Consider the following 25,357-nt stretch of genomic DNA (forward strand, 5'->3'; position numbering starts at 1 on the left):
GCTTCGGAAAGTAAAAAAAGCGGCGATTAGGCTATTGAGGGGGGGGGTATTAATAAGTCTGTCTAATGTCTTACCTTTCGACATGTTTTTACATATTTCTTACGTTAGTTAAAATCCCGTTGATTTTATGTTTTCTAATTTGATTTTCTACCGCCGCTAATGACCCGAGGATGGATCATGATTAACAAAATTACCAGTGTAATCATGGCGATATTTGCTATCGCCCTGATTTACATGGGAGGACAACTCCTGCTGGTGGGAGGGAGTGCATTCTATGCGCTAATCGGCGTGGGCGTTTTGCTCAGCGCTATCCTGCTGTTTATGAACAAGCGCAGCGCGCTAACGCTCTATGCGTTGCTGATGTGGATCACCCTGTTCTGGATTATCTGGGAAGTGGGCTTCGACAAGTGGCAGTGGATCCCGCGCGGTGACCTGTTTGGGGTACTGGGCGTCTGGCTGGCACTGCCGTGGGTGGTCCGGTCGCTCTATCAGGGACAGCGCCGTTTCCATCCGTTTTTGGGCGGGACAGTTATCCTGATGGTGCTGCTGGTGATCGGCCTGTGCTTCTACGATCCGGTTCCTCAGCAGGGCACCATCAGCAACGCGCGCACGCCATCTGCGACTAACGGTGCAGCTGACGAGTGGAGCGCTTATGGCGGCACCACTGACGGCCAGCGCTTCTCGGCACTGAAGCAGATCACCAAAGACAACGTGAAAGATCTGGAAGTGGCGTGGACCTATCATACTGGCGATCTGCGTCAGGGTGATGATGCCACCGAGTACACCTTTGAAGCGACGCCGCTGAAAGCCAACGGCATGCTTTACTTCTGTACGCCGCATAACGAAGTCCACGCGCTCGACCCGGAAACCGGTGCGGTGAAGTGGAAGACGGCGCCGGATAAAAACCGCTCTTATCTGCAGCAGCACCAGACCTGTCGCGGCGTCAGCTACTTCGACGCGGGCCAGGCGGCTCAGCCGCAAAGCAGCGCGCAGCCGGCCCTGTGCCGCAAGCGTATCTTCAACGCCACCACCGACGCTCGCCTGATTGCGCTGGATGCCGACACCGGTAAAGCCTGTGCTGACTTCGGTGATAACGGTGTGGTGAACCTGCGCGCTAACATGGGCGATGTCCGTCCCCATGCGCTGATGCAGACCGCTGCGCCACTGGTTGCTGGCAATCTGGTGATTGTCGGTGGCTCAGTGATGGATAACGGTTTCAACACCGGCAACCCGTCTGGCGTGATCCGTGCTTACGATGCGATCAGCGGTCGTCTGGTGTGGAACTTCGATCCGGCCAATCCGGAAAATACCGCGCCGGTAGCGGCAGCCGCCACCTACCCCCAGGATACCCCGGTTGCCTGGGCGACCCTGAGCGCTGACCTGAAAAATGGCCTGGTCTATGTGCCGTTTGGCAACGCCTCGCCGGATGAAGTCGGCATTGAGCGTGACCCAAACAGCAACACCGAGAAGTTCCGCGATGCGCTGGTGGCGCTGGATCTGAAAACCGGTGCCTTTAAATGGCGTTATCAGAGTTCAAACCACGATCTGTGGGACCGTGACAATCCGTCACAGCCTTCGCTGATTGATATCGACTATCAGGGCAAGTCACAACCGGCGGTGATCCTGCCGACCAAAACCGGCAACCTGTTTGTGCTGAACCGTCTGACCGGCGAACCGGTTTATCCGGTGGAGCAGGTTAAGGTCTCGACTGATGGCATCAAAGGCGAGCAGTATGCCGCCACGCAGCCGGTCTCCAGCCTTAACTTCATTCCGCAGCCGCTGACTGAAAAGTCGATGTGGGGTATCACGCCGTTTGACCAGATGAGCTGCCGGGCCGATTTCCGTGAGCTGCGTTACGACGGTAACCCGTGGACGCCGCCAACCGAGAAAGGCTCGCTGATCTTCCCAGGCAACATCGGGGTGTTCAACTGGGGCTCGGTGGCCGTTGATCCGCAGCGTCAGATGCTGATTGCAGCGCCAGTCCGTCTGGCCTACAAATACAACCTGATCAAGCGCACGCCGGAAACCGCAACCCAGCGTACCTTCACCAAAGATGGTGCGCCGTACTGGAATGAAAACTTCCACGGCGACTATGCGATTCACATCCAGCAGCTGGCTTCTGGCCTCGGCATTCCGTGCATCGCGCCACCGTGGGGACGCATGGTCGGTGTCGATCTGAAAACCGGCAAAACCGAATGGCTGCGTCGGGTGGGTAACACCAAAAACCTGAAAACCAGCTTCCTGCCGGGCCGTTTCCCTATCGGCTTCCCGATGGGGATGGTGGCACACGGTGGTCCGTTACTGACCGCGGGCGATCTGGTGTTCCACGGTGCCACGGCGGATAACTTCTTCCGTGCCTATGACAGCACCACCGGCGAGCTGCTGTGGCAGACCGAACTGAGCGCTGGCGCGCAGGCCACGCCATCTACCTTTATGGGTAAAGATGGTAAGCAGTACGTGGTGATTGCCGCTGGCGGACACGGTTCGCTCGGCACCACGGCGGGCGACAGCGTGGTCGCTTTCCGTCTGAAGTAACCTGACAGGCTGAGCGCCACTGGCTGGCGCTCAGCTTTTTTTCTTCCCGCTGCCGCACCGTTTTTTACCTGCTTTCGCCTGACACCTTCCTCGTCTAACTCCTTGTTGTCGCAGTTTTTTCAGAGACCGGTCCGCGCAATTCATCTAATCACTCCACGAAACTATTTCGTGATGGCTCTCTCAGTTCAGAGATTCAGCAGCGCTGCGATGCTTGCGCAGCACAGCACATAGAGTAGATTAATGCATAACTTCACAAATAACTGTGAATATGGAAAGTACATCACAAGTCGCTATCTGAAGGATTGATCACCATGTCCGAACTGAAATTCGCCACTCGTCTTAACTCCTTCGCCTCGGGCGCTCATCTCTACTGGCCCGATTTACAGGGCAAACCGTCGGTGCTGCAGATGATTGCCCGCGCCGGTAAGGTGAAGGGCTTAACCCATCTCGATCTCAATTTCCCGCAGCACCTCACCACTGACATCCCGACCCTACGTCAGGCGATTGCCGACGCCGGGCTGGCCGTCAACGGCATGCAGATGCGCTGGGATGCGCCGCAGTTCAAAATCGGTGCCTTTACCCATCCGGATGCGAAGATACGTCGTGAGGCGATCGAGCTGACCAAGCGCGGCATTGACACCGGCCGGGAGTTTGGCTCACGGCTGATGACGCTATGGATGGGGCAGGATGGTTTCGATTACTGCTTCCAGGCGGATTACAAGAAGATCTGGGAAGATGCGGTCAGCGCGGTACGTGAAGTGGCGGAGTATGCGCCGGACGTCGACGTCAGTATTGAATACAAACCCAACGAGCCACGGGCCTACAGTATTTTCCCCAATGCCACCACCTGCCTGCTGGCGGTGGAAGAGGCGGGCTGCCCGAACCTCGGCATCACGCTCGACTTCGCCCACGTGCTGTTTGCCAATGAGATCCCGGCGTACGCAGCGGCGATGGTGGCGCGCCGTTCCCGCCTGCTGGGGCTGGATCTGAACGACGGCTGGGGCAAACGCGACGACGGACTGATGGTGGGTTCGGTCAATCCACGCGCCACGCTGGAGTTTCTCTGGCAGATGCAGCGTGACGGCTACAGCGGAGCCTACTACTTCGATACCTTCCCGGATGCCAGCGGCCTTGACCCGATTCGTGAAGCGGAAAGCAATATCGCCACCGTCACCCGCCTACTGAGATTGTGTCAGCAGCTGGATGACAACGCGCCATTACAGGCGGCAATCGATCGCCAGGATGCGGTGGCGTCACAGCAGATCGTCAATGACATTATGCTGGCGCGCTAACGGCTGTAGCGCCGATAAAACAGAAAAACCTCTCCCCAACACCCGAGAAGAAAAGGCCATTGTATGAAGAAACTCCTGCTCGCCGTCATCGCTTCCTCACTGCTGTGCAGCACCGTTTATGCGGCTGAACTGGCCCCGCTGCAGTCCGACACCGAACCGGATCGCACTGACTGGACCCAGCTCGATACCAAATATGGTGCGCTGCCCAACGCGGACAAATCGCTGAAGATTGGTGGGGTATCGAAAACTCTGACCAACGAATACTGGCGTTCACTCGGCCAGGGCTATCAGAACGTGGCGAAAAAATATGGCTTCACCGTTGCGTATCAGGCGGCAGCCAATGAAGACGATCAGCTCGGTCAGCTGTCGATTGCCGAAACCCTGATTTCGCAGGGCTTTAACGGCCTGCTGGTTTCACCGCAGACCGACATCAACCTCGAACCGGCACTGGAAACCGCCAACAGCAAGAATATCCCGGTGGTTAACGTCAACGATGCGGTGATGCCCAACGCGCAGTATTACGTCGGTAACGTGCAGAAAGACAACGGCGTGCGGGTAGCCAAATGGTTTATTGAACACCATCCGCAGGGCGGAAAAGTGGCGGTGATTGAAGGGCAGCCGGGCGTCTACGCGGCCGGACAGCGCACCCGTGGTTTTAAAGAGACCTTGCAGGCCAACGGCAAATTCACTATCGCCGCCAGCGTACCGGCCAACTGGAGCCGCGAGCAGGCGTTTAACGCCGCCTCGACCATTCTGCAACAGCACCCGGACCTGATTGGTTTCTACGCCAACAACGACACCATGGCGCTCGGCGTGGTGGAAGCGGTACGGGCGCAGAACAAAGCAGCGCAGGTGGCAATCTTTGGCACCGACGGTATCTCTGACGCCTATGCCTCAATCAAGCGCGGCGAACTGACCGGCACAGTGGACAGTTTCCCGGTGCTGACCGGCGAAGTGGCGATGGATGTGATGATTCGCCTGATCAACGGCCAGAAACTCTCGCGGGTGATTTCAACCCCGCAGGCGCTGATCACCAAAGAGAACGTCGAGGCCTTTTCGACCAAAGACAACACCCGGTTACGTCAGCTGCTGACCCAGCAATAAGTCAGGCGGAGTGCCCATGGAACAGAATCGTTTGATGATGCGTGGCATCAGTAAAACCTACGGCAACGCCGCCGCGCTGCAGAACGTCGATTTTTCAGTGCGGCCCGGCGAAGTGCATGCCCTGATTGGCGAGAACGGCGCCGGCAAATCAACGCTGCTGAATATTCTCTCCGGCGTGCGGGCGGCGGACAGCGGCGAAATCAGCGTCAACGGGCAGGCGGTGCAGATGAAGAATCCGCTCAGCGCCCGTCACGCCGGTATCGCGATGATTCATCAGGAGTTGCAGCACGTTCCCGAACTCTCGGTGGCGCAGAATATGTTTCTCGGTCGTCCGCTGACCCGAGCCGGTGGCTGCTGGGTGGATAAAAGCGCCCAGCTGGCGCGGGCGACGCTGATCCTGAAAACGCTGGACCCGAGCATCGATCCCAGCACGCCGATTAAGAATCTCAAGGTGTCGCAGCAGCAGATCGTTGAAATTGCCCGGGCGCTGCTCGATGACGCCAAAATAATCGCCATGGATGAGCCGACCTCCAGCCTGACGCCGACCGAGTTTGATCGGCTGGCCGAGCTGATTGCTGACCTCAAGTCGACCGGCGTCTCGCTGATCTACGTGTCGCACAAGATGAATGAGATCTTCCGGGTCTGCGATCGCGCCACCATCATGCGTGATGGTAAACAGGTTGGGGTGGTCAATATCTGTGATGAGGATGAAGAGAGCATCGTCGCCAAAATGGTCGGGCGTAAGATCGACAAGCTCGACCACCAGGCGTTTGTCAGCGACCGCGAAGTGCTGCGGGTGGAGAACCTCGGACGCGGCAACGCGGTGGTGGCGGCCAACTTCAGCGTGCGAGCCGGTGAAGTGCTGGGCATTGCCGGGCTGGTCGGCGCGGGCCGTACTGAACTGCTGAAGCTGATTGCCGGCATCGACAAACGCACCAGCGGCACGGTAAGCGTCAACGGTAATCCGGTGAAGAACCATAACGTGCGTGCTGCCATCAAAGCCGGCATCGGTCTGGTGCCGGAAGACCGCAAAAAAGAGGGCATCATTAAAGAGCGGGCGGTGAAGATGAATATGGCGCTGCCCTCGATGCACCATTTCACCTTCGGCGGTTTACTCAGCCAGGTGCGGCTGAACCGCAAAGCGCAAACGGTGATGGGCGATTTAAAACTGCGGCCGCTGGATATCGAGAAAAGCATCGGCACGCTGAGCGGCGGTAATCAGCAAAAAGTGATTATTGGTCGCTGGGTGGCGGCGGATGCCAGCGTCTTTTTATTTGATGAACCGACCCGCGGCATTGATATCGGCGCCAAGTCTGAAATTTACCATTTAATTGAAAAACTGGCTCAGGCGGGCAAAGCCATTGTGGTGGTCTCGTCTGAAATGACCGAAATCATGCGGATCGCCGACCGGGTGCTGGTAATGCGCGAGGGGCGAATAACCCAGCAATTAACCGGCAGCGCGATCACTGAAGAGAATATTGCCCGCTTTGCCATTAAACAGAGTTAACCGACTGCCTGACTTCTTATCCGGACCCTATTGAAGGTTATAACTATGATGACTCAGACGACTCCCCAGGCGGGTGTGCGCACGCCCGCGCTGCTGAAATTTAATCTGCGCGATGCCGGTACCTTAATTGGATTATTAATTATCGTGGTGACATTTTCATTTCTGTCGCCGGTATTTTTTACGTTGCCGAACCTGTTGAATATTCTGCAGCAGTCCTCGATTAACGCCTTAATTGCGCTGGGGATGACGCTGGTGATTATCTCTGGTGGTATCGACCTCTCGGTCGGTCCGACCGCGGCGCTGTCGGCGGTGCTGGGCGCAACGTTGATGGTAGCCGGGGTGCCGGTGCCGCTGGCGATCCTCGCTACGCTGGGCGTCGGGGCGATGTGTGGCCTGTTCAGCGGCACGCTGATTGCCTATGCCGGCCTGCAACCCTTTATCGTCACGCTCGGCGGTCTGTCGCTGTTTCGCGCCATTGCGCTGATCTACACCGGCGGTAATCCGATCTTCGGCATTCCGCTGTCGTTTCGCAGCCTGGTCAACAGCACCCTGTTTGGGGTCCCGATGCCGATTGTGGTGGTGGCGGTGATTGCGCTGCTGCTGTGGACGGTGATGAACAAAACCCCGCTGGGCGAATACATTCTGGCCATCGGCGGCAACGAAGAGGCGGCGCGGGTCGCCGGGGTACCGGTGAAGCGCACCAAAGTCACGGTCTACATCTTCTCCGGTTTGCTGGCCTCACTGGCGTCGCTGATCCTGATTGGCCGTCTGGGCGCGGCGGAGCCGACCATCGGTAACCTGTGGGAACTGGATGCTATCGCGGCGGCGGCGATTGGCGGCGCCTCGTTAATGGGCGGCAAGGGCAGCGTGTTTGGCACCCTGATTGGCGTGATTATCCTGGGTGCGTTACGTAATGGTTTGACCTTACTGAACATTCAGGCCTTTTATCAATTGCTCGCTACCGGTCTGATTATTATCATAGCGATGTTGATTGACCGGGCGACCCGAGGCAAGTAATGAAGCAAGATCCACGAGCCATTGGTGCTCAGATTCGTATGCGTTTGCCCCAGCTGACGCCGTTAGAACGCCGTGTTGCTGAGGCGATTATCGCCAGAACCGACATGACCGAGCAGTCGTCATTAAAAGAGATTGCCGGTGAGAATAATGTCTCTGAGGCGATGATCGTTAAGATTACCAAAAAGCTTAACTTCACCGGCTTCCGGCATTTCAGAAGCAGCCTGATTTATTACAATCAGTCTGAGGTGGCGGGACTGCATGCGGAAATTGAGCCGGATGATTCGTCGGAACAATTGCTGGCAAAAGTATTCAGAACCTCTATCCAGGCCATCGAAGAGACCCTGTCGATTCTGGATGTCTCTGAATTTAATCGCGCGGCGGACATTATCTTTAAAGCGCGTCATATCGATCTGTATGCGGTGGGCGGATCGGCGGCGGTTGCGCGCGATCTCTCGCACAAAATGCTGAAGATAGGCATTAAGTCGACCGCCTATGATGACGCCCACATTATGCTGATGTCCGCCGCGGTGTTATCTGATGACGATGTGGTTATCGCCATCAGTCATTCGGGTGCCACGCGTGCGGTGAACGATCCGGTGAAACTGGCGGGACGGAATGGCGCGAAGGTGATCGCCATTACCAATTATGCCGAATCACCGATTGCTCGCAGCGCGCACGTGGTCCTCAATTCAACGTCTCAGGGATCGCATCTGTTAGGGGAAAACGCCGCGTCACGCATCGCCCAGCTGAATATTCTGGATGCGCTGTTTGTCGCTATCGCCAAGAAAGATTTAAAGCGGGCGGAGAAAAACCTGATGAAAACCCAGCATGCGGTTCAGGATCTGCGGGAATTCTAGCTATGAGCAAAATTGCAGTCACCGGCAGTCTTCATTACGACATTATGCTGGACGCGCCACATCGTCCGGAGAAAGGCGAAACGGTGATGGGCAGCGCCTGTCACTATAAGTTTGGCGGCAAGGGCGGTAATCAGGCGGTGGCCGCAGCCCGTGCGGGCGCAGCGGTGCGCTTTGCCGGAGCGGTCGGCAGCGATCCGCAAGGCCGTTTTCTGCTCGATCAGCTGCTACAGGCCGGAGTGGATTGCACTGCGGTCACCACTGTCGATCATCTGCCGTCAGGTATCAGCGTGGCGATTACCGATGCCGAAGGCGACTATGGCGCAGTGGTGGTCTCAAACGCCAACCAGCACATTGCGCTGGCGGCGTTTGACCAGCCGGCTTTCTGGCAGGATGTGACGATGCTGGTGTTGCAAAATGAGGTGCCGGAAGCGGTCAATCTGCGGGCGGCACAGGCGGCAAGGTCGCGTGGCATTGCGGTGTGCGTTAATGCTGCGCCAGCCAGAACGCTGTCAGCGGAGTTTGAACGCTGTATCGATCTGCTGGTGGTGAATGCGATTGAAGCGCGCGATATGTGTCAGATCAGCGTGCAGGATCTGGCTTCGGCGCGGGCCGCTGCTGAGGCGCTGGGCAGACGTTTTGCCCGGGTGGTGGTCACCGCAGGCGAACATGGCGTGGCGTATAGCGAGGCCGGCCACAGCGAGAGTCTGGCGGCGCAGAAAGTGACGCTGGTCAGCACCCATGGCGCGGGCGATTGCTTTGTCGGGGTGTTGTGTCAGCGCTTAAGCGACGGGGCAACGCTGGCGGCTGCGGTTCAGGCGGCGAACCGGGCGGCGGCAGAGCACGTGTCGCGACTGCCGCACTGATCAACCGGCGTGCAGCGTCAGTGACGCTGCACGCTTTACCTTACGACGCCACTTTCACCACGGTTTTACCGAAGTTTTTGCCGTTCAGCATATCGATAAACGCCTGTGGCGCATTCTCCAGTCCTTCAATTACATGCTCGCGATAGTGGATTTTTTTGCTTTCCACCAGTGGACGCATCGCCTCAAGGAATTCCGGATAACGATCGCCGTAATCCTGGAAGATGATAAAGCCCTGCATGCGGATCCGGCGTTTAAGAATGCCCGCCATGATCAACGAGGTGCGGTCCGGGCCGGGCGGCAGCTCACGCTGGCTGTAGGCGGAGACCAGCCCACAGACCGGCACGCGCGCCGCAGTATTCAGCAGCGGGAACACCGCATCGAACACTTTGCCCCCGACGTTCTCAAAGTAGATATCAATGCCGTCCGGACAGGCATTTTTCAGCTGCTGTTCAAAATCGGCGCTGTGGTGATCGAGACAGGCGTCAAAGCCCAGTGTATCCACGGCATAACGGCACTTCTCTTCACCTCCGGCGACCCCAACGACCCGGCAGCCTTGCTGTTTGCCTAACTGGCCAACCGTCGCCCCGACCGGTCCGGTCGCCGCCGCCACCACCAGCGTTTCACCGGCTTTTGGCTGACCAATATCCATCAGGCCCATGTAGGCGGTGAAGCCTGGCATACCGAGAATGCCCAGGGCCCATGATGGGTGCGGCAGATCGTTGCCCAGCTTCGCGATCTCTTTGCCATCCGAGACGGCATATTCCTGCCAGCCGCTTTGTGACAGTACCCAGTCGCCGCTCTGGAAATCGCTGTTTTTTGATTCAGCGACCTGACAGACGGTACCGCCGACCATTGGCTGGTCCAGTTCGGCCGGCGCGGCATACGATTTACCCTCATCCATGCGGCCACGCATGTACGGGTCGAGCGAAAGGTAGATAGTGCGCAGCAGCACTTCACCCTCTTTCAGTTCCGGTATCGGCTGCGCTACATGGCGGAAATTCTCTTTGGTCGGTTCGCCCTGTGGGCGAGAGGCCAGTAACCAGGCGTGGTTCTGCGTCGCGTGTTCAGTCATGCTGTCATCCTTTTAGTGCGGGGCAACGCGCTGTGCATTGCCAGGTGAACGTCGACAAAGTGTAGATGACATCTGACAGAGTGCGTTTAGCGCTGTGGGCGGTATGAGATCGGGTCCCGCTGACAACGGAAGCGCTGACCCGCATTCGGCACGGCGTGAACGGCGGCGGACCGATTGCATTCGCAACGGCAAAATGGTGTGATGATTCATCGTGACAGAGAGATCCGCTGGCAAAAATCCGCTGGCAAAAAAGGGCGGCAGAATGGCGCTACACTCCTCAGCGTGGTTCAGTTTTAACGGCATTGAATGCTCGCAGGTCAGCGCCTGCGACGCGGTTTTCCCACGTCATCTGCATGATGAGTATGTGATCAGCGCCAACCTGACCGGCGTTGAGCAGATCTGGCTGGCGGGCAAAACCGCCGAGGTGAAGGCCGGGCAGGTCACCTTATACAATCCGGCCACGCTGCAGGCCTCGCGATTCGATCGTCAGGGGGTGAGCTTTATCAGCGTGCATCTGCCACAGTCATTGCTGCAGAGCCTTGCCCGCGCGCACAACCTGGCCAGTCACCAGCAGGCACCGGCGTTGCGTGAAGGAGTGCTGGACGAACCGCGGCTGTTTAGCGCTATATGTGACTTCGCTGCGGCGAGCCGGGACCATGAGCTGGCGGATCAGCAACAGCGGCTGCTGTCGCTGTGTGGCGAACTGCTGCAACCCGAAGCGCCGGCTGACCCGGCAGAGCATCGGCTGGTGGCCGCGGTCAAAGCTGAACTGCATGCGACGCTGGAGAGCAAACCTTCGCTTGACCATCTGGCCCGCCAGGCGGGTGTGAGCAAGTATCACCTGGTACGCTGCTTTACCCGCCACACCGGTCTGCCGCCGCTGCAATATCATATGCAGCTGCGTCTGCACCGGGCCCGTCAGCTGCTGCGTAACCGGGTCCATCCGCTGGAAGCGGCGCTGGCGCTGGGCTTTTACGATCAGAGTCATTTCATCAATGCCTTCCGGAAAGTGATGGGCGTGACGCCGCATGACTATGCCCGGCACACCGCTCACGGCAGCATAAATTCCCGATAGCCAGAGACGATTACGTAGACAGCGAAATAGCTGAAGATGATGGCCGAGGCGATGGCGCAATATTTCAGCAAGCGCTGACCCAGCGCCCGGCCGCCCAGATGCCCGACCAGGCACAAGGCGCAGGTCCAGAGCACGCCGGCGATGAAGAAGCCGCTGAGAAAGGCGGATGAGGTGGCCGCGCTCTGCTGACCGATGCGGGAAATCAGCGCACCGCCGACGGTGGCGAACCACAGAATCGCACTCGGCGAGGAGAGCGCCAGCAGTACGCCACGGGAAAACTCACGTTTCAGCGGGCGCGGCGGCGCGCCCGTCTCCAGACCGACCGGCGCTGCGGGGCGGGCGGCGGCAAACGCCATTTTGACCGCGAACCACAGCAGCATAGCGCTGCCGCCAATCCACAACACCCAGCGTACCGCGCTGAACTGCAGCAGCACCGCCATGCCGGAGAGCGCCAGCAGCGCATACACCAGATCGCCGACGCAGGTCCCGATGCCCAGCCAGAACCCCTGGAAATAGCCGCGCTGCATCGCCAGCGTGATCATCGCGATGTTCGCGATACCGATATCGAGGCACAACGACAGGCTCAGCAAAAAACCATTAGAAAATGGCATCATGCGGCACCGCCCGGCAGGATGAATTGGGTGAGGAGTAAGGCTGGCATCAGGCTTCCTGTTAGCAGTAAAAAGGAAACCCGATTTCATCACCGGCGGGCGAGAGGAATATTGGAAAAAATTGCGGAAAAAATGGCGGATTCACTCCGGCCGGGCCAGCCACGCTGCGCGCGACAGCGCATAAAGCTGGCTCGGTGCAGCATTGGCGACGTCCTGAATCTCACTGATATAGCGCAGTCCGGCTTTCTCCAGCACCTTAATCGACGCCTGATGGTGTTTTCTGACCCGCGCTTCAATGGTACTTAACGCCAGCGCCGTAAAGCCATAACCGACGGTGAAACAGGCGAATTCCGTGGCGTATCCCTGGCCCCAGGCGGCGGTTTCAAAGCGGTATCCGAGATTATTCATCCGCCGTTCATCCTGCAGGTGCACGCTCAGGCCGCCAAAACCGATCGGATTATCGGGATGCGCCTGACGGGCAATCGCCCAGCGGCCGAAGCCGTCATCCTGCCAGCCCTGTAGCCATGCCTGTAGTACGTCATGGGCCTGCTGGCGATCGCGCAACGGACCGGCCGGATTAAAGGTGTTGGTGGCCGGATCGCCATAGATTCGCCACAGGTCGGCTTCATCTTCTGGCCGGACCGGCCGTAGCAGTAAACGTTCAGTGTGCAGCATGTTATCAGCCTCGGCGGGATGCGGTTGCGCACCCGGAGTAACGGGGAGATCAGGATGCTGTGATAAATAACAGTAAACCCGAAGGAGAGAAAGCGATGAATATTCAACAACTGCGTATCGCGCGGCCGGTGGCCGATCTGAACCGAAGCAGCAGGATGTATTGTCACGGCCTGGCGCTCAGCCCGATTGGCGCGTTTGATCAGCATCAGGGATTCAGCGGCGTGATGCTGGGTCGGGTCGATTTAAACTGGCATCTGGAATTTACCCGCTGTGATGCGCATCCGCTGACGCCGCAGGTTTCCGACGACGACCTGCTGGTGCTCTATATTCCGGCCCGAGAACAGTGGCTGACCCACTGTCAGCGGATGGATCAGGCAGGATTCCAGCGGCGGCCGGCCTTTAATCCCTACTGGGATCGGCAGGGCATCACCTTCCTGGATGCTGATGGCTATCGGGTGGTGTTGCAGCACGCCGCCTGGCAACCCTGACTACTCTGGCTGGCGCGTCTCGTGCAGGTGCCGCCACAGTAGCCGCTCACCCTGTCGCGTAAACAGCACGCTGGACCAGCGGACAATCGGCGTCTGGCCCGGCTGGTGGTGGTGCTCACGGTATAACACCACCGCGCCCTGCGGCCATTCCGCCAGTAAGGTCAGCCGATCGAGCGTAATCTGCAGGCCTGGCCGGGCGGCGCGCTGGCTGCTGAACATCGCGCTCAGCGCGGCGTAATCAATCACCGCGCCGCTCAGGGTAATCATTGAAAAGTCGGTATCAAAACGGCTCAGCAGCGCGTCGCCGCTGCCTGCACTCAGCCAGGCTTCTATCGCCTGATGGGCTTCGATGACTTCACGAAAATAACGGTTCATACGGACTCCTTGTGGGGGGATAAGCGCCTGACAATGGCGCGGTTATCAAAACCAAAACTGGCCAGAATCGGCAGCAGGCCGATCAGCGCGGCGCTGTAAAAGGTCAGCTGGTAGGCGAGAGGTAACGCCAGATGGGCGGAGAGCAGATCCAGCAACAGGCTTAGCAGCGCCACGCCAAAGCAAAAGCTCAGCTGGCGGTTAACCGTCCACAGGGCGCTGGCGTGCGGCAGCGCATCGTCGTCGGTTTCAAGAAATGCGCTGCTCTGAGCGGTGCTGCTGCACAGGCTGCCGCCAGCCCCCATCAGGGCAAAAGCCAGTATCAGCCCCGGCAGCGGTGCCGGCGCGCTGACCTGCGCCAGTACGCCTATCCCCAGCGCCTGGAGCAGACAGCCGGTGACGATCAGCGGACGCGGGCCGGTGTGATTGAAGCGTTTACCGGTCAGCACGATCGCCAGTCCCGACGCCAGCGACCACGGCAGCATCAGCATGCCGCACGCCACCGGCGTCAGCCCGAGCTGTGCCTGCAGATAGAACATGGCGAGCAGGCTGAGACCGATAAACATTCCCGGCACGCACTGATAGACGATCATTGAGAAGCGCATCAGCTGGCCGGGATGCATCGGCAGCAGCGGATGAGCATGGCGACGGCTACTGCGGATAAACAGGGTAGCCAGCAGCCCGCCGGACAGCAGCAGCGCAACCGCCTGCGGTCGCCGGGCCGGATCGCTGATCCAGGTTAATCCCAGTAACAGCGTAGCCAGCGCGCCACAGCCGCTGAGCAGGCCTGTCAGATGCAGCGGCGGCCGGATGGCGGGCAGGGGTTCGCGTTTGATCCAGCAGGCGGCCAGTAATAGCGTCAGCAGTGAAACGGGCAGGCTGACCATGAAGATGCCGCGCCAGCTAAGCGTTGTCACCAGCAGGCCGCCCAGCGAGGGTGATAACGCCGGGGCTAACAGACCGACCAGCATTACCGCCGCCGACAGCCTGGCGCGTTGCTGTGGCGGATAGAGACGCCAGGTCAGCGCCTGACCGACCGGAATAATCAGGCCGCCGCCGATGCCCTGAATGACCCGCCAGCCGATCAGCGCCGCCAGGCTGGGTGCCAGTCCCGCACCGGCGGTTGCCACGCTGAACAACAGTAAGGAGATCAGAAATACCCGCCGCGCGCCGATACGCTGGCTTAGCCAGGCGCTGAGCGGGATGACTAAGGTCAGGCCAAGAATATAGCCGTTGCTCACCCAGGCCAGCTCTGCCACCGAGGCATGCAGGCTGTGGCCGATAGTCGGATAGGCGACGCTGCCGATAAACAGGGTGATCAGGTCGATAAAAAAGCCGAGCAGGAATACCGTGGCGACTTTACTGCGATAGGTCATAAGTGGGCTCTCTCCGGAACGATGAGCACACTTTAGGCGCGGCAGAATGTCAGATAAACTCCGGATTCAGCGATATACTGTCAACGCATTTTTGACAATAAGGATGATGCCGATGCTCAATCTACAGCGGGTGGCGATGTTTGTGGCGGTGGTGGAGAGCGGCAGTTTTACCGCCGCCGCCGCTTCGCTCGGCCAGACTAAAGCGGCAGTGAGTTTCAGCCTGCGGCAGCTTGAAGCGGAGCTGGGCGTCAGCCTGCTGCTGCGCACCACCCGACGGCTGGCGCTGACCGCGGCAGGCGACGCCTTTTATCGCCGTAGCGTGACGCTGTTGCAGGATGCGCATGGGATGCTTGACGACGTGCAGCGCGATCACCGCGGGTTAACCGGCGAGCTGCATATCACCAGTACGCCGGAATATGGGGTGCAGATGATTATTCCGGCGCTTACTGCCTTTCAGCGGCGACATCCCGATTTGCGTATCCGGCACGTCGCCTCGACCGCGACCGACGATCTGATTTCCGGCCGTTTTGATGTGGCTATCCGGTTGGGCCGGTTAGCGGATTCCACCCATCGGGCGGCGCTGCTGGATCGATTTGCGATACTGCCGGTGGCCTCACCTGAATGGCTGAACCACCATCCGGTTGACTCGCTGAGCGCGCTGGCGCAGGCCGACTGGATTGTGCATAACCGGCTTACCGACCCGCTGCGCTGGCAGCTTAGCGGTCCGGACGGTCAGCGGGTACCGTTTGAGATAACCCGGCCGGTCAGGTTTTCAGCGGACAGCGCGGCGGCACTGATGGCATTTGCGCTGCAGGGTAATGGGGTCGCGCTGCTGCCGGCGTGGCTGGTGAGTGAGGCGATTGAACGCGGCAGTCTGTGTCATCTGCTGCCGGATTACGCTTTTCCGATGCAGGGCATTTATGCCGTCTATCCGGATACCCGACACGTTGCGGAAAAGGTGCGCGGCTTTATCGACTTTTTACGTCAGCGGATCGCCTTAAGCGCTGGACAGGGCAGCTAAACGGGTAAAGTCTGTTAGCTGCTCACTCATCTCACATCACCCAGCCCGGAGAGAACCATGAACCTGCTCTGCCTTCATACTGCGGCCAGTAATATCGCCATTTTTGACGACGCTGCCGCCTCGCTGTCTACCACTACACCGCCGCTTAACCACCTGGTGATGCCCGACTGGCTGGCAGAGGCGGAGCGCAGTGGCGGCATGACGGCGGAATTACGCGCCCGGATCGCCCGGCTGATTGATGCCTTGCTGCCGCAGATGGATGCGATTGTGATTACCTGCTCAACCCTGGCACCGGTCGCCGATGATTTTGTCGCGGCCGGTCAGCATGGCTGGGTGCTGCGTAGCGATAAAATGCTGGCCGAAGCGCTGCAGCGTCATCAGGGACCCTCGGTTGCGCTTTGTGCTGCGGAATCGACGCTGGAAGCGACCCGATCATTGTTTTGCCGGGCCGGCAGCGAGGTTGAGGTCCGGCTGGTGGAAGGTGCCTGGGCAGCCTTTAAAGCCGGAGACAGTGCAGGTTATTTTGCCCTGATTGCGGACGCGGTGCAGCAGGCTTATCAGCAGGGCGCAGGTCAGGTGGCACTGGCGCAAAGCTCGATGACGCCGGTGGCGCAGCAGTTTGCTGTCAGCCAGCGGCCGCTGACCGCGCCGCATCTGGCGTTACAGGCCTGTTACGCCCTCAGATAAGGGTGACGCCGTGGGCGGTCAGTGCCTGACGCAGCGGCTCGCCCGGTGGCGTATCGACCACCAGCGTACTGGCCAGCGAGAGATCGCCAATTGCAAAAGCGGAAGCGGAATTGAGTTTCTCCGCAGAGGCCATCACCACGGTTTCCGCCGCCCGACCGGCCAGCGCGCGTTTTACCGTGGCCTCTTCGAAATTACCGGTGGTAAAGCCTGCGGCCGGATGCACACCGGTGACCCCCATAAAAAACAGATCGGCGTTGATGCGGTTGATCGATTCCAGCATCGCCGCACCGACCGCCACCACCGAGTGCTTATAAAGCTGGCCGCCAATCAGGATCACCTCGACGCGCGGATGATCGGCCAGCGCCAGCGCTACGCTCGGACTGTGAGTCACCGCGGTAAATTCCAGCGTCGCCGGCAGCAGTCGCACCAGTTCAGCGCTGGTGGTGCCGCCGTCGATCAGAACGATCTGTCCGGGCTGAATCAGCGCAACGGCTTTCTGTGCAATTGCCCGTTTTGAGTCGGCTTGCACGTTTTTGCGTGTTTCAAATCCCGCCAGCGCAGCGGAAACCGGCAGGGCGCCGCCATGGACCCGCTGCAGCAATCCTTCAGCCGCCATTTCACGCAAATCCCGCCGCACAGAGTCTTCTGAGACGCCAAATCGCTGACTGAGGTCGCGCGACTGCACCTGCTTTTCGCTGGCGAGCAGCGCCAGAATCGCCTGTTTACGTTGCCCTGATAACATCAGCTTGCCTGCCTGTTTTTTCTTGATATTGCACGATTGTGCATGATAGCGTGACCGCTGTCCACTCATCGAGGAGATCACTATGCAGCAGAACCGTGACCGTGTGCGCATCATCAGCGAGCAGTTGCTGTCGGATAACTGGTACACCCTGAAAAAATACACCTTTTCGCTGTTACGGCGTGATGGGCAATGGCAGGAGCAGAGCCGGGAAGCCTATGACCGGGGCAACGGTGCGGTGGTCCTGCTGTATAACCGTGACAAAAAACGGGTGGTGCTGACGCGTCAGTTCCGTTTACCCATCTACCTTAACGGCCACGACGGCTTCCTGATTGAAGCGGCGGCGGGATTACTGGATAACGCCTCACCGGAGACGCGCATCGTCGCCGAAGCTGAAGAGGAGACCGGTTTTCGCGTCACGCAGATCGAGAAGGTGTTTGAAGCCTTTATGAGTCCCGGCTCGGTCACCGAAAAGCTCTACTTCTTTATCGCTGAATATGCCGATCGGCAGCGCAGCGGTGAGGGCGGTGGTATCGCTGAAGAGGGGGAAGATATTGAGGTGCTGGAGATGGACTTTGACCAGGCGCTGCAGGCGATTACGGACGGTGAAATCATGGATGCCAAAACCATCATGCTGCTGCAACATCTGCGGCTGAAGGGCATTCTTTAGCATCCAATGACAGGCAGGCCGCCTCGCGATGGCCTGCCTGTGTGCTTATTCGTCGCCGGTCAGGATGCCTTTGACGTCGTGCGGCTCCGATCGCAGATACTGTGGCGGAACCCGGACTTTTCCGTCCAGCGCGGCGGCGGCGTGCCACGGCCAGCGCGGATCGTAGAGAATACCGCGTGCCAGTGCCACCAGATCGGCTTCACCCTGCTGCAACAGATCTTCTGCCTGCTGCGGCTCGGTGATCAGACCAACCGCAATCACCGGAATGGAAACCTGCTCACGAATATCGCGGGCAAACGGAACCTGGTAATTCGGGCCGACGCTGATTTTCTGCTTGTCAGACAAGCCACCGCTGGAGACGTGAATATAGGCGCAGTTGCGCGCTTCCAGCTCGCGGGAGAAGGCGATCGACTGATTCACTTCCCAGCCACCCTCAACCCAATCCGTTGCCGAAATACGCACGCCAACCGGTACTGACGCCGGTACCGCATCACGCACCGCCTGGAACACCTCCAGCGGGAAGCGCATCCGGTTTTCCAGCGAGCCACCGTACTCATCGCTGCGCTGGTTCGACAGCGGCGAAAGGAACTGATGCAGCAGATAGCCGTGTGCGGCGTGCACCTCAATCAGCTCAATGCCAAGCTTTACCGCCCGGCGGGCGCTGTCGACAAACGCCTGTTTGACCCGCGCCAGCGCGTCGGCGTCCATCGCCAGCGGTTTGGCTTCATCTTCGCTGTAGCTCAGCGCCGAAGGTGCCACGGTTTGCCAGCCCTCTGCGGCATCAGGTGCAATCTGTTTGCCGCCTTCCCACGGTACCGCGCATGACGCTTTGCGTCCGGCGTGCCCCAGCTGAATGCCAATCGGAATCGACGAGTAGCGACGGACATCCGCCAGCACTGACTTCAGCGCCGCTTCATTGTCATCATTCCACAGCCCTAAATCACCGGGAGAGATACGGCCGATATCTTCGACGGCGGTGGCTTCAATGATCAGCAGACCGGCGCCGGAAAAAGCCAGCTGGCCAAGGTGGATGCGGTGCCAGGCCGAGGCATTGCCGGCTTCGGCTGAATACTGGCACATCGGCGCAATCACAATGCGGTTTTCCAGCGCAAGTTCGCCCAGTGAGACAGGGGAAAAAAGTTGGCTCATGTTATCTCCATGGTTGTATGACTAACGTGACAGGGAATAACTATAGCGGGGGATTAGCCGGATTGGGGGCGGTGCAACGTGTCATTTTATGACAGCGAGCAGGGTTGCTGCGGTGCCGCGTCGCCAAATCGGCTTATGGAGGCGGCCGGACGCGGCCAAAGGCTGCATTTGCCTGGTCCGATGCGGCGATGATTTGCCGCACGGGTTAGTTATCCGCAGAGATAACGGCCTGACCGTGCCGCTCCCACTTATCCGTCGCGGGATGATTGTCAGACCTGCGCCATGCCGCCATCAACAAACAGTTCGGTGCCGTTGATAAAGCTGGCCGCATCCGAGGCGAGAAACGCCACCGTTTTGGCAATCTCTTCGGGTTTACCCAGCCGACCGAGCGGGATCTGCGCCGCCAGCGCATCAAACAGTCCCTGTTGCTGATCTTCACTCACCAGCCCGCCCAGACCCGGGGTGCGGACCGGGCCGGGGCTGACGACGTTGACGCGAATGCCACGCTCTTTCAGATCCACTGCCCACGAACGGGCGAAGTTACGCACGGCGGCTTTGCTGGCGCTGTAGACGCTAAAGGCTGCGGTGCCCTGAATCGACGCGGTAGAACCGGTCAGAATAATTGATGCGCCATCGACCAGCAGCGGTAAGGCTTTCTGCACGGTAAATAGCACGCCACGCACGTTGGTGCCGAAGATGCGATCAACATGCTCTTCAGTGATCGCCCCTAATGGCATCATGTCACCACCGCCCGCGTTGGCGAACAGAATATCAAGCCGTCCGGCCTGACTGGCGATGCGGGCGTAAACCGTATCAAGGTCAGGCAATTGTGAAGCATCGGCGCGGATGCCAGTGGCGGCGCTGCCGATTTCAGCAACTGCGGCATCCAGTTCAGCCTGACGTCGACCGGTGATAAACACCTGCGCGCCCTGTGATGCCAGTTCGATAGCCGCTGCCAGACCAATTCCGCTGGTGCCGCCGGTGATCAGTGCAATCTTTCCTGCCAGTGCTGCGTTCATCTGTTGCTCTCCGGATAAGGTAGTTATAAAGCCGATGTGTCCCGGGCCGTTACGTTGCCCGACTGATGGCTACTGTAGAGCGGCAGGATTGGCAGATAAATCGGGTAAAATGAAAATGACTATCCACGGGGATGGATAATAAGGGGGAGGAAATGGATCAGTTACTGGCGATCAAAGCCTTCGCTCGGGTGGTGGAGAGCGGCAGTTTTACCCGTGCGGCTGACTTGCTGAATATGCCGAAAGCGACCCTCAGCAAGCTGGTCCAGCAGCTGGAAAACCATCTGTCGGTCAGGCTGCTCCAGCGCACCACCCGGCGGGTAACGGTGACCTCAGAAGGGCGGGAATATTATGAAAAATCGCTGCGTATCCTGCACGATCTCGACGATATCGATGCCTCTTTTAATCTGCTGCGCAGTAAACCAAAGGGGCATTTACGCGTCGATATCGGCGGTTCCACCGCCCGGGAGGTGCTAATCCCGCTGCTGCCTGAATTCTTTGTCCGTTATCCTGATATCACGCTGGATCTTGGGGTGGCCGATCGGCCGATCGATTTGGTCAGCGATAACGTTGACTGCGTGATACGCGGTGGGCCGCTGGTCGATTCTTCACTTATTGCCCGTAATATTGGCTACGCCACGTTGATCACCTGCGCCACGCCCGCCTATCTGAAAGCCTTTGGCGTGCCGGCGTATCCGGATGAGTTGCGCAATGGTCACCGGCTGGTCAGCTATCTGTCACCGCAAAGCGGCAGACCATTTCCACTGCGTTTTGAACGTAACGGCGAGAAAATCGAGATCAAGAGTGCGCACCGGATTGGCGTGAATGAAAGTAATGCCCATCTGGCGGCGGGACTGGCGGGGCTGGGAATTATTCAGACCTTCAGCTATAGCCTCGGGGCACTGCTACAGCAGGGTGAAATGGTGGAAATACTGCGCGACTGGCGACCTGCGGGCTATCCGTTTCATCTGGTTTATCCGCAGAATCGGCACGTTACTCATCGGTTGCGGGTGTTTATCGACTGGCTGGCGGACTGTTTCCCGGCGCGGGTGGCGGGAGAGGGTTAATCCGGCACGGTCGGCGTGCCGGATGCATTCGAAAGGCTTAGTTACCGCGATAGGTTGAATAACCGAACGGGCTCAGCAGCAGTGGAATGTGGTAGTGCTCGCCGTTAGCGTCCATGTTGAACTCAACCGGAATTTCCGGGAAGAAGGTTTTCTGGTTGTTCTTTTTATAGAAATCACCGGTTTTGAACACCACGCGATAGCTGCCGGCGCTGGCGGTTTTATCCTGCGGGAACAGAGCGCTGATGCGGCCATTATTGTCGGTCACGCCTGAAGCCAGTTTCACCCAGTTGTCCTGCTGTTTCTGATCCAGTTCAACTTCAATACCGGCGGTCGGCTGGCCGGTTTGCAGGTTGAGGACGTGGACGCTTAACGGATTTTTTGCCGCAGCCGGTTGTGCAGCGACAGCAGAAGCAGAAACGCCAGTGGCCAGAAGTACGGTTGCGATCAAAGCATGTGAGGTTTTCATCAATGTTTCCTTTATTGACGGGGTTTATTTGCCGCAATAGTAGAGCGGTTGGCGGCAGAGCGATAATTTGCAGCGGAAAATGTGAAATTTCCGAGGCGCAACCCTCAGAAGTCGGGGGCTATGGCTCTTATTAGTTACATCATACATTTACTCTTCCAACTAACAGTCATCCGACAATGTGCGGATATTAATGGCTAATTAGCGAGGAAAGCAGGGTCTTAGAGTAATTTTTGCTTTTGTTAACTTCTCAGGAAGGACGCGTATAGGCAGGTAATCGATGCAGATAACCGCAAGGTTGGCTGTTAAGGCCGAAGAATAACCAGCAGGGTGAATGCATCATTTAAATAGCGCACTATTTGATAGTTTACAATTCAGTTGCGGCGTGTCATTGTCTTGCCAACCAGATAGCGCACTACTTAATAGCAAATTAAAGGAAGCCCTGTGATGAAAATGAAACTGACCGCCAGCGCATTATTGTTAGCCAGCCAGATGAGTACCGCGTTTGCTGCACCGATTGAAAACAGCCCGCAACCCACCGCCGGCGTTGCCGCTTTTCTGACAGCGCTGAACAGCGGCGGTGGCAAACCGATTGAGCAGCTGTCGGTTAAAGACGCCCGTGCGGTGTTGACTGGCGCGCAGAAGGGCGCAGAACTGCCGCCGGCACAGGTTTCACAAAAGATCATCACCGTACTGGGCCAGCCACTGACGCTGACCATCGTTAAGCCCGAGCACGCCAGCGGTACGTTGCCGGTGTTTATGTTCTTCCACGGCGGCGGCTGGGTGCTGGGCGATTTCCCGACCCATGAGCGGCTGGTACGTGACATAGTGAATGCTTCCGGCGCAGCTGCGGTATTTGTCAATTATCAGCCGTCGCCAGAAGCGCATTTCCCGGTGGCGATTACTCAGGCTTATGAAGCCACTAAATGGGTTGCCGAACACGGCGCTGAAATTGGCGTTGACGGTAAACGTCTGGCGCTGGTTGGCAACAGCGTTGGCGGTAACATGGTGGCTGCGGTTGCTTTGCAGGCGAAACAGTTTAAAACCCCAGCCATTCGTTATGACGTGATGCTTTGGCCGGTTACCGATGCGCGGTTTGATACCGCGTCCTATGATCAGTTTGCTGACGGACATTTCCTGACGAAGAACATGATGAAGTGGTTCTGGGATAACTACACCACATCAGAAAAAGATCGTAATAACATCCTGGCGTCGCCGTTGCGGGCAACGACCGCACAGCTGAAAGGGTTGCCACCGACGCTGATTCAGACCGCAGAACTGGACGTGTTACGTGATGAAGGTGAAGCGTTTGGTCGTAAGCTGGATGCAGCGGGCGTACCGGTTACCGTGACGCGTTATAACGGCATGATTCATGATTACGGTTTGCTGAACGCATTAAGCCAGGAACCCACGGTCAGAACGGCTATCAGCCAGGCCGGTGAAGAGCTGCGGTCACATCTGAAATAAGCAGGCCGGGCGGTATCATGATGCCGCCCGAATTCTGTTTCACCAATACGGCATTTTCACCGCATTAGTGGTTCAGCAACCGTTAACATCGCAACACTAACCTTATACCGGTGGACTTCAGGCCAGCGCAAGCTGTTGAGATAATGTTTCCCGGAGGTTTCTGCGTGTAAATGAAAACGATAGGAAAGGGTGGTTACTTATTGATTTACAACCATAAAATATTAATAAAATTAACTGATTTTCATTTTTAAATCACATCGGCAGTGTGTAAGTGTAGTCATCTTATCTGTTTAAGCATCAGGAGCTGGCCGAGGCTGAATCAGCCCGCAGACGAGATTTTGTCGTTCGAAACACTGGAATGGTCAGACGAAAGGGTATAAATTTGTAGCATTGTCTACTGAAAGGTAATGTGGTTTCTTAAAATGACTCCGTCTGAAATCAAAGAAGCACAGCACAAGCGCTATAATGAAAAAGCGGCAGCAATTGTCCGGGGTGAAGACGGATATAAACCTGCTGAGAAATCGCGCTACAGTAAATCCTGTAAACTTTTATCTAAGCATATCGTCAGCTTTTCCTGATGCTGTCTGATAAGGCAAAGCAAAATGAACCATCTTCCAGCAGATGGTTTTTTTATGTCACCTGATCCTGTCATCCCGCCTTTTGAACAAGCCTATATTCTCAATAAGAAATTGATTGATAAGGCCCATACTTTATCTGATCCCGTAATAACCGTTGGCGGACAAGCCATTCAGTACTGGGTTGCTTACTACCGGGAGCTTTACAGAGATGCTCTGCCAGATGCCCGTCTTGTTACCTCCGTAGATGTCGATTACGCCGCCCGACGCCATGATGTCGCTGCAATAGCTGCAGCTCTCGGTGTGGATCCGAATATGAATGAACAAGGACAGCCACCCTCACTGGCACGATTTGCCCTGGTTGACCTTAAAACACAACAGATTAAAAACGTTGATGGCCGATTCTTTGCAGACCCGGATAGTCCTGAACGGCCAAACACGGTGGATGTTATCGATTTTCCATCAGGATTCAGCTACAAAGACTTTTCTGGCGATAGACTGCAGTTAAACACTGAGAGGTTTATGATTGAGCAAGATAGCGCCACATCTGCAGAATCACACGAACTTATCAGGGTCATCAATCCGATCGCTTGTATCCGTGCAAGGTTAAGCAATCTAAGCGATTTGAAACGTAATCCGGCAATAGAAGTCGCTCGTATCAAAGCGATGATGCTTCCTGTTGTCTACTTTTTACTGGAGAAATTTGATGCAGTCACCGATCCCGCTGATGAAGCGGAAAGGTGTCCAGTCAGTTTTCGTGAGATGAAAGCCTATCTCGACGAGTTCTTCCGGATATCCATGCAGGAAACAAATATACGTGTTCAGGTCGAGCACAACATAAACCTGCATCTGATTCCTGAGCAGCTTGCTGCGGTATTTGAAGCTGAGCCAGAAAGTTACTACGTGCCGCAAGCTTTCTGGGCTAAAGAGTTGCCGATGAAAGCCGCGGCGCTGAAAAAGAATGTTGCCAGGATTAGTCGGGATAAGCAGAGCCGCGCTGAACAACAACGGCAAAAAGAGATGCGTAACCGGGAGCGTTGAAATGTCTTACTGTCGACGCTCAGACGCGGGCCTCATAGACGAGGGATAAAATCGGGAAGGTAGAGGAAAGGGGATAATATGATCGCTATGGCTGAGTCAGATATTGCCGTGTTAATACCTTATTTAACATAATATACATTATGCGCCTTTAGATAACCGCCTGATTATGATGGCCGGACATCGCTTGATTCTGCCGTTTACTCTCGTTCGCCCCATGATCCTGACTGGCTCAATACCTTCTTTACTCTCAGACCAACCTATAGATCATTCCCCGGATTCTCTTTCTGCGTTCGCTGGCATAAACCGCTTTCCTCTGTGTCAGGAACGCCGTAACTCCAGCGATCATTCTGCAATCCTCTTTGCGACAACTTTCCCGTGCGACATCGTTCTCGCTCAACATGCTTTGCGGCCTCATCCTTTGATTCATCACGTCTTGCTTCCGTATGCTTTGCGGCAACCGTACTTCTGCAACGGCACGTTCGGTTGGCCACACCAGACGCAGCGGCAAACAATCTCCTGCACCATTGTTATTAAACGGCTCGACGTCGTTACTGATTGTCGCGCTGCCAGATAAACCGCACTGTACCGGGCTTTGTCGTTGCTGTCTTCCTGCCAGCT

The 25,357-nt window shown here is 57.3% G+C and carries 25 protein-coding genes; 16 read left to right on the forward strand and 9 right to left on the reverse strand.

The genetic code is table 11. From position 1 onward, the window contains the following. Window positions 1-177 precede the first annotated feature (177 nt). From AC6I8D_RS09465 to AC6I8D_RS09495, 7 genes are all read left to right on the forward strand, one after another. A complete protein-coding gene (locus AC6I8D_RS09465; RefSeq protein ID WP_312054697.1) occupies window positions 178-2,535 on the forward strand; it encodes a membrane-bound PQQ-dependent dehydrogenase, glucose/quinate/shikimate family in 2,358 nt (785 codons plus the stop codon). 311 nt (window positions 2,536-2,846) lie between these two features. Then, the gene (locus AC6I8D_RS09470) at window positions 2,847-3,827 is read left to right on the forward strand and encodes a TIM barrel protein (protein WP_312054695.1); all 981 of its coding nucleotides are present in this window, start codon (window positions 2,847-2,849) and stop codon (window positions 3,825-3,827) included. 63 nt (window positions 3,828-3,890) lie between these two features. Further along, the gene (locus AC6I8D_RS09475; RefSeq protein WP_312054693.1) at window positions 3,891-4,931 is read left to right on the forward strand and encodes a sugar ABC transporter substrate-binding protein; all 1,041 of its coding nucleotides are present in this window, start codon (window positions 3,891-3,893) and stop codon (window positions 4,929-4,931) included. Between the two features lie 16 nt (window positions 4,932-4,947). Next, window positions 4,948-6,438, forward strand: a complete 1,491-nt coding sequence (locus AC6I8D_RS09480) for a sugar ABC transporter ATP-binding protein (RefSeq protein ID WP_312054692.1) — start codon at window positions 4,948-4,950, stop codon at window positions 6,436-6,438. 45 nt (window positions 6,439-6,483) lie between these two features. Next, window positions 6,484-7,455 carry an ABC transporter permease gene (locus tag AC6I8D_RS09485; protein WP_312054691.1) on the forward strand — a complete coding sequence of 324 codons (972 nt, stop codon included), beginning with the start codon at window positions 6,484-6,486 and terminating at the stop codon, window positions 7,453-7,455. Next, window positions 7,455-8,312 carry a MurR/RpiR family transcriptional regulator gene (locus tag AC6I8D_RS09490; RefSeq protein WP_312054690.1) on the forward strand — a complete coding sequence of 286 codons (858 nt, stop codon included), beginning with the start codon at window positions 7,455-7,457 and terminating at the stop codon, window positions 8,310-8,312. Before AC6I8D_RS09485 ends, AC6I8D_RS09490 begins: the two co-directional genes overlap by 1 nt. 2 nt (window positions 8,313-8,314) lie before the next feature. Further along, window positions 8,315-9,175, forward strand: coding sequence for a PfkB family carbohydrate kinase (locus AC6I8D_RS09495; RefSeq protein ID WP_312054688.1), 861 nt, complete (start codon window positions 8,315-8,317; stop codon window positions 9,173-9,175). Between the two features lie 40 nt (window positions 9,176-9,215). Here the strand turns inward: AC6I8D_RS09495 and curA are convergent, their stop codons facing one another. Then, entirely contained in the window at window positions 9,216-10,247 is a 1,032-nt protein-coding gene (gene curA / locus AC6I8D_RS09500; RefSeq protein WP_312756935.1) for an NADPH-dependent curcumin/dihydrocurcumin reductase, read from the reverse strand. A 262-nt stretch (window positions 10,248-10,509) separates the two neighbouring features. On the opposite strand from curA, the gene AC6I8D_RS09505 reads away from it, so the two are divergent. After that, complete coding sequence (locus AC6I8D_RS09505; protein WP_312756937.1) at window positions 10,510-11,322, forward strand: AraC family transcriptional regulator; 813 nt, start codon at window positions 10,510-10,512, stop codon at window positions 11,320-11,322. Here the strand turns inward: AC6I8D_RS09505 and AC6I8D_RS09510 are convergent. Then, the gene (locus AC6I8D_RS09510; RefSeq protein WP_312054684.1) at window positions 11,298-11,936 is read right to left on the reverse strand and encodes a LysE family translocator; all 639 of its coding nucleotides are present in this window, start codon (window positions 11,934-11,936) and stop codon (window positions 11,298-11,300) included. The two genes, AC6I8D_RS09505 and AC6I8D_RS09510, sit on opposite strands and share 25 nt — an antisense overlap. 138 nt (window positions 11,937-12,074) lie before the next feature. After that, entirely contained in the window at window positions 12,075-12,608 is a 534-nt protein-coding gene (locus AC6I8D_RS09515) for a GNAT family N-acetyltransferase (RefSeq protein ID WP_497820042.1), read from the reverse strand. A gap of 95 nt (window positions 12,609-12,703) precedes the next feature. On the opposite strand from AC6I8D_RS09515, the gene AC6I8D_RS09520 reads away from it, so the two are divergent. Further along, on the forward strand, window positions 12,704-13,096 hold the full coding sequence (locus AC6I8D_RS09520; RefSeq protein ID WP_497820043.1) for a VOC family protein: 393 nt from the start codon (window positions 12,704-12,706) through the stop codon (window positions 13,094-13,096). Here AC6I8D_RS09520 and AC6I8D_RS09525 read toward each other — a convergent pair whose 3' ends face one another. Further along, complete coding sequence (locus tag AC6I8D_RS09525; protein ID WP_497820044.1) at window positions 13,097-13,471, reverse strand: DUF4440 domain-containing protein; 375 nt, start codon at window positions 13,469-13,471, stop codon at window positions 13,097-13,099. It abuts the gene before it with no gap. Next, window positions 13,468-14,844, reverse strand: coding sequence for an MFS transporter (locus tag AC6I8D_RS09530; protein ID WP_312756946.1), 1,377 nt, complete (start codon window positions 14,842-14,844; stop codon window positions 13,468-13,470). The genes AC6I8D_RS09525 and AC6I8D_RS09530 overlap by 4 nt, the downstream gene beginning before the upstream one ends. Before the next feature lie 112 nt (window positions 14,845-14,956). Between AC6I8D_RS09530 and AC6I8D_RS09535 the strand changes: the two genes are divergently transcribed. Then, entirely contained in the window at window positions 14,957-15,865 is a 909-nt protein-coding gene (locus AC6I8D_RS09535) for a LysR family transcriptional regulator (protein WP_497820045.1), read from the forward strand. A 57-nt stretch (window positions 15,866-15,922) separates the two neighbouring features. Beyond that, window positions 15,923-16,552, forward strand: coding sequence for a glutamate racemase (locus AC6I8D_RS09540; RefSeq protein WP_497820046.1), 630 nt, complete (start codon window positions 15,923-15,925; stop codon window positions 16,550-16,552). On the opposite strand, the gene AC6I8D_RS09545 is transcribed toward AC6I8D_RS09540, so the two are convergent. After that, the gene (locus tag AC6I8D_RS09545; RefSeq protein WP_312054678.1) at window positions 16,545-17,294 is read right to left on the reverse strand and encodes a DeoR/GlpR family DNA-binding transcription regulator; all 750 of its coding nucleotides are present in this window, start codon (window positions 17,292-17,294) and stop codon (window positions 16,545-16,547) included. The two genes, AC6I8D_RS09540 and AC6I8D_RS09545, sit on opposite strands and share 8 nt — an antisense overlap. A gap of 82 nt (window positions 17,295-17,376) precedes the next feature. Here AC6I8D_RS09545 and AC6I8D_RS09550 point away from each other — a divergent pair, with 82 nt between their 5' ends. Continuing rightward, window positions 17,377-17,961: an NUDIX domain-containing protein gene (locus AC6I8D_RS09550; protein ID WP_312054676.1), complete on the forward strand. Its 585-nt coding sequence runs from the start codon at window positions 17,377-17,379 to the stop codon at window positions 17,959-17,961. A gap of 45 nt (window positions 17,962-18,006) precedes the next feature. Here AC6I8D_RS09550 and AC6I8D_RS09555 read toward each other — a convergent pair whose 3' ends face one another. Then, window positions 18,007-19,110, reverse strand: a complete 1,104-nt coding sequence (locus tag AC6I8D_RS09555; RefSeq protein ID WP_312054674.1) for an NADH:flavin oxidoreductase/NADH oxidase — start codon at window positions 19,108-19,110, stop codon at window positions 18,007-18,009. 269 nt (window positions 19,111-19,379) lie between these two features. Further along, a complete protein-coding gene (locus tag AC6I8D_RS09560) occupies window positions 19,380-20,129 on the reverse strand; it encodes an SDR family oxidoreductase (protein ID WP_497820047.1) in 750 nt (249 codons plus the stop codon). A 152-nt stretch (window positions 20,130-20,281) separates the two neighbouring features. On the opposite strand from AC6I8D_RS09560, the gene AC6I8D_RS09565 reads away from it, so the two are divergent. Further along, complete coding sequence (locus AC6I8D_RS09565) at window positions 20,282-21,193, forward strand: LysR family transcriptional regulator (RefSeq protein WP_312054671.1); 912 nt, start codon at window positions 20,282-20,284, stop codon at window positions 21,191-21,193. 37 nt (window positions 21,194-21,230) lie between these two features. Here the strand turns inward: AC6I8D_RS09565 and uraH are convergent, their stop codons facing one another. After that, window positions 21,231-21,659: a hydroxyisourate hydrolase gene (gene uraH, locus AC6I8D_RS09570; RefSeq protein WP_312054669.1), complete on the reverse strand. Its 429-nt coding sequence runs from the start codon at window positions 21,657-21,659 to the stop codon at window positions 21,231-21,233. 444 nt (window positions 21,660-22,103) lie between these two features. Here uraH and AC6I8D_RS09575 point away from each other — a divergent pair, with 444 nt between their 5' ends. The 3 genes from AC6I8D_RS09575 to AC6I8D_RS09585 all read left to right on the forward strand — a co-directional run bounded on the left by AC6I8D_RS09575 (window position 22,104) and on the right by AC6I8D_RS09585 (window position 24,739). Then, on the forward strand, window positions 22,104-23,123 hold the full coding sequence (locus AC6I8D_RS09575) for an alpha/beta hydrolase (protein WP_497820048.1): 1,020 nt from the start codon (window positions 22,104-22,106) through the stop codon (window positions 23,121-23,123). Between the two features lie 407 nt (window positions 23,124-23,530). Beyond that, a complete protein-coding gene (locus tag AC6I8D_RS09580) occupies window positions 23,531-23,701 on the forward strand; it encodes a hypothetical protein (protein ID WP_312054665.1) in 171 nt (56 codons plus the stop codon). Between the two features lie 24 nt (window positions 23,702-23,725). After that, a complete protein-coding gene (locus AC6I8D_RS09585; protein WP_497820049.1) occupies window positions 23,726-24,739 on the forward strand; it encodes a hypothetical protein in 1,014 nt (337 codons plus the stop codon). Window positions 24,740-25,357: the final 618 nt, after the last annotated feature.

Source organism: Pantoea sp. X-Soil-MYKO-1785 (genome assembly GCF_059730675.1).

Coding starts and splice junctions, on each gene's coding strand:
- AC6I8D_RS09560 (WP_497820047.1), bottom strand. CDS start 20,129: ATGAACGCAGCACTGGCAGGAAAGATTGCACTGATCACCGGCGGCACC.
- AC6I8D_RS09575 (WP_497820048.1), top strand. CDS start 22,104: ATGAAAATGAAACTGACCGCCAGCGCATTATTGTTAGCCAGCCAGATG.
- AC6I8D_RS09555 (WP_312054674.1), bottom strand. CDS start 19,110: ATGAGCCAACTTTTTTCCCCTGTCTCACTGGGCGAACTTGCGCTGGAA.
- AC6I8D_RS09585 (WP_497820049.1), top strand. CDS start 23,726: ATGAACCATCTTCCAGCAGATGGTTTTTTTATGTCACCTGATCCTGTC.
- AC6I8D_RS09565 (WP_312054671.1), top strand. CDS start 20,282: ATGGATCAGTTACTGGCGATCAAAGCCTTCGCTCGGGTGGTGGAGAGC.
- AC6I8D_RS09550 (WP_312054676.1), top strand. CDS start 17,377: ATGCAGCAGAACCGTGACCGTGTGCGCATCATCAGCGAGCAGTTGCTG.
- AC6I8D_RS09470 (WP_312054695.1), top strand. CDS start 2,847: ATGTCCGAACTGAAATTCGCCACTCGTCTTAACTCCTTCGCCTCGGGC.
- AC6I8D_RS09485 (WP_312054691.1), top strand. CDS start 6,484: ATGATGACTCAGACGACTCCCCAGGCGGGTGTGCGCACGCCCGCGCTG.
- uraH (WP_312054669.1), bottom strand. CDS start 21,659: ATGAAAACCTCACATGCTTTGATCGCAACCGTACTTCTGGCCACTGGC.
- AC6I8D_RS09540 (WP_497820046.1), top strand. CDS start 15,923: ATGAACCTGCTCTGCCTTCATACTGCGGCCAGTAATATCGCCATTTTT.
- AC6I8D_RS09465 (WP_312054697.1), top strand. CDS start 178: ATGATTAACAAAATTACCAGTGTAATCATGGCGATATTTGCTATCGCC.
- AC6I8D_RS09525 (WP_497820044.1), bottom strand. CDS start 13,471: ATGAACCGTTATTTTCGTGAAGTCATCGAAGCCCATCAGGCGATAGAA.
- AC6I8D_RS09515 (WP_497820042.1), bottom strand. CDS start 12,608: ATGCTGCACACTGAACGTTTACTGCTACGGCCGGTCCGGCCAGAAGAT.
- AC6I8D_RS09495 (WP_312054688.1), top strand. CDS start 8,315: ATGAGCAAAATTGCAGTCACCGGCAGTCTTCATTACGACATTATGCTG.
- AC6I8D_RS09530 (WP_312756946.1), bottom strand. CDS start 14,844: ATGACCTATCGCAGTAAAGTCGCCACGGTATTCCTGCTCGGCTTTTTT.
- AC6I8D_RS09505 (WP_312756937.1), top strand. CDS start 10,510: ATGGCGCTACACTCCTCAGCGTGGTTCAGTTTTAACGGCATTGAATGC.
- curA (WP_312756935.1), bottom strand. CDS start 10,247: ATGACTGAACACGCGACGCAGAACCACGCCTGGTTACTGGCCTCTCGC.
- AC6I8D_RS09535 (WP_497820045.1), top strand. CDS start 14,957: ATGCTCAATCTACAGCGGGTGGCGATGTTTGTGGCGGTGGTGGAGAGC.
- AC6I8D_RS09480 (WP_312054692.1), top strand. CDS start 4,948: ATGGAACAGAATCGTTTGATGATGCGTGGCATCAGTAAAACCTACGGC.
- AC6I8D_RS09475 (WP_312054693.1), top strand. CDS start 3,891: ATGAAGAAACTCCTGCTCGCCGTCATCGCTTCCTCACTGCTGTGCAGC.
- AC6I8D_RS09490 (WP_312054690.1), top strand. CDS start 7,455: ATGAAGCAAGATCCACGAGCCATTGGTGCTCAGATTCGTATGCGTTTG.
- AC6I8D_RS09580 (WP_312054665.1), top strand. CDS start 23,531: ATGTGGTTTCTTAAAATGACTCCGTCTGAAATCAAAGAAGCACAGCAC.
- AC6I8D_RS09510 (WP_312054684.1), bottom strand. CDS start 11,936: ATGATGCCATTTTCTAATGGTTTTTTGCTGAGCCTGTCGTTGTGCCTC.
- AC6I8D_RS09545 (WP_312054678.1), bottom strand. CDS start 17,294: ATGTTATCAGGGCAACGTAAACAGGCGATTCTGGCGCTGCTCGCCAGC.
- AC6I8D_RS09520 (WP_497820043.1), top strand. CDS start 12,704: ATGAATATTCAACAACTGCGTATCGCGCGGCCGGTGGCCGATCTGAAC.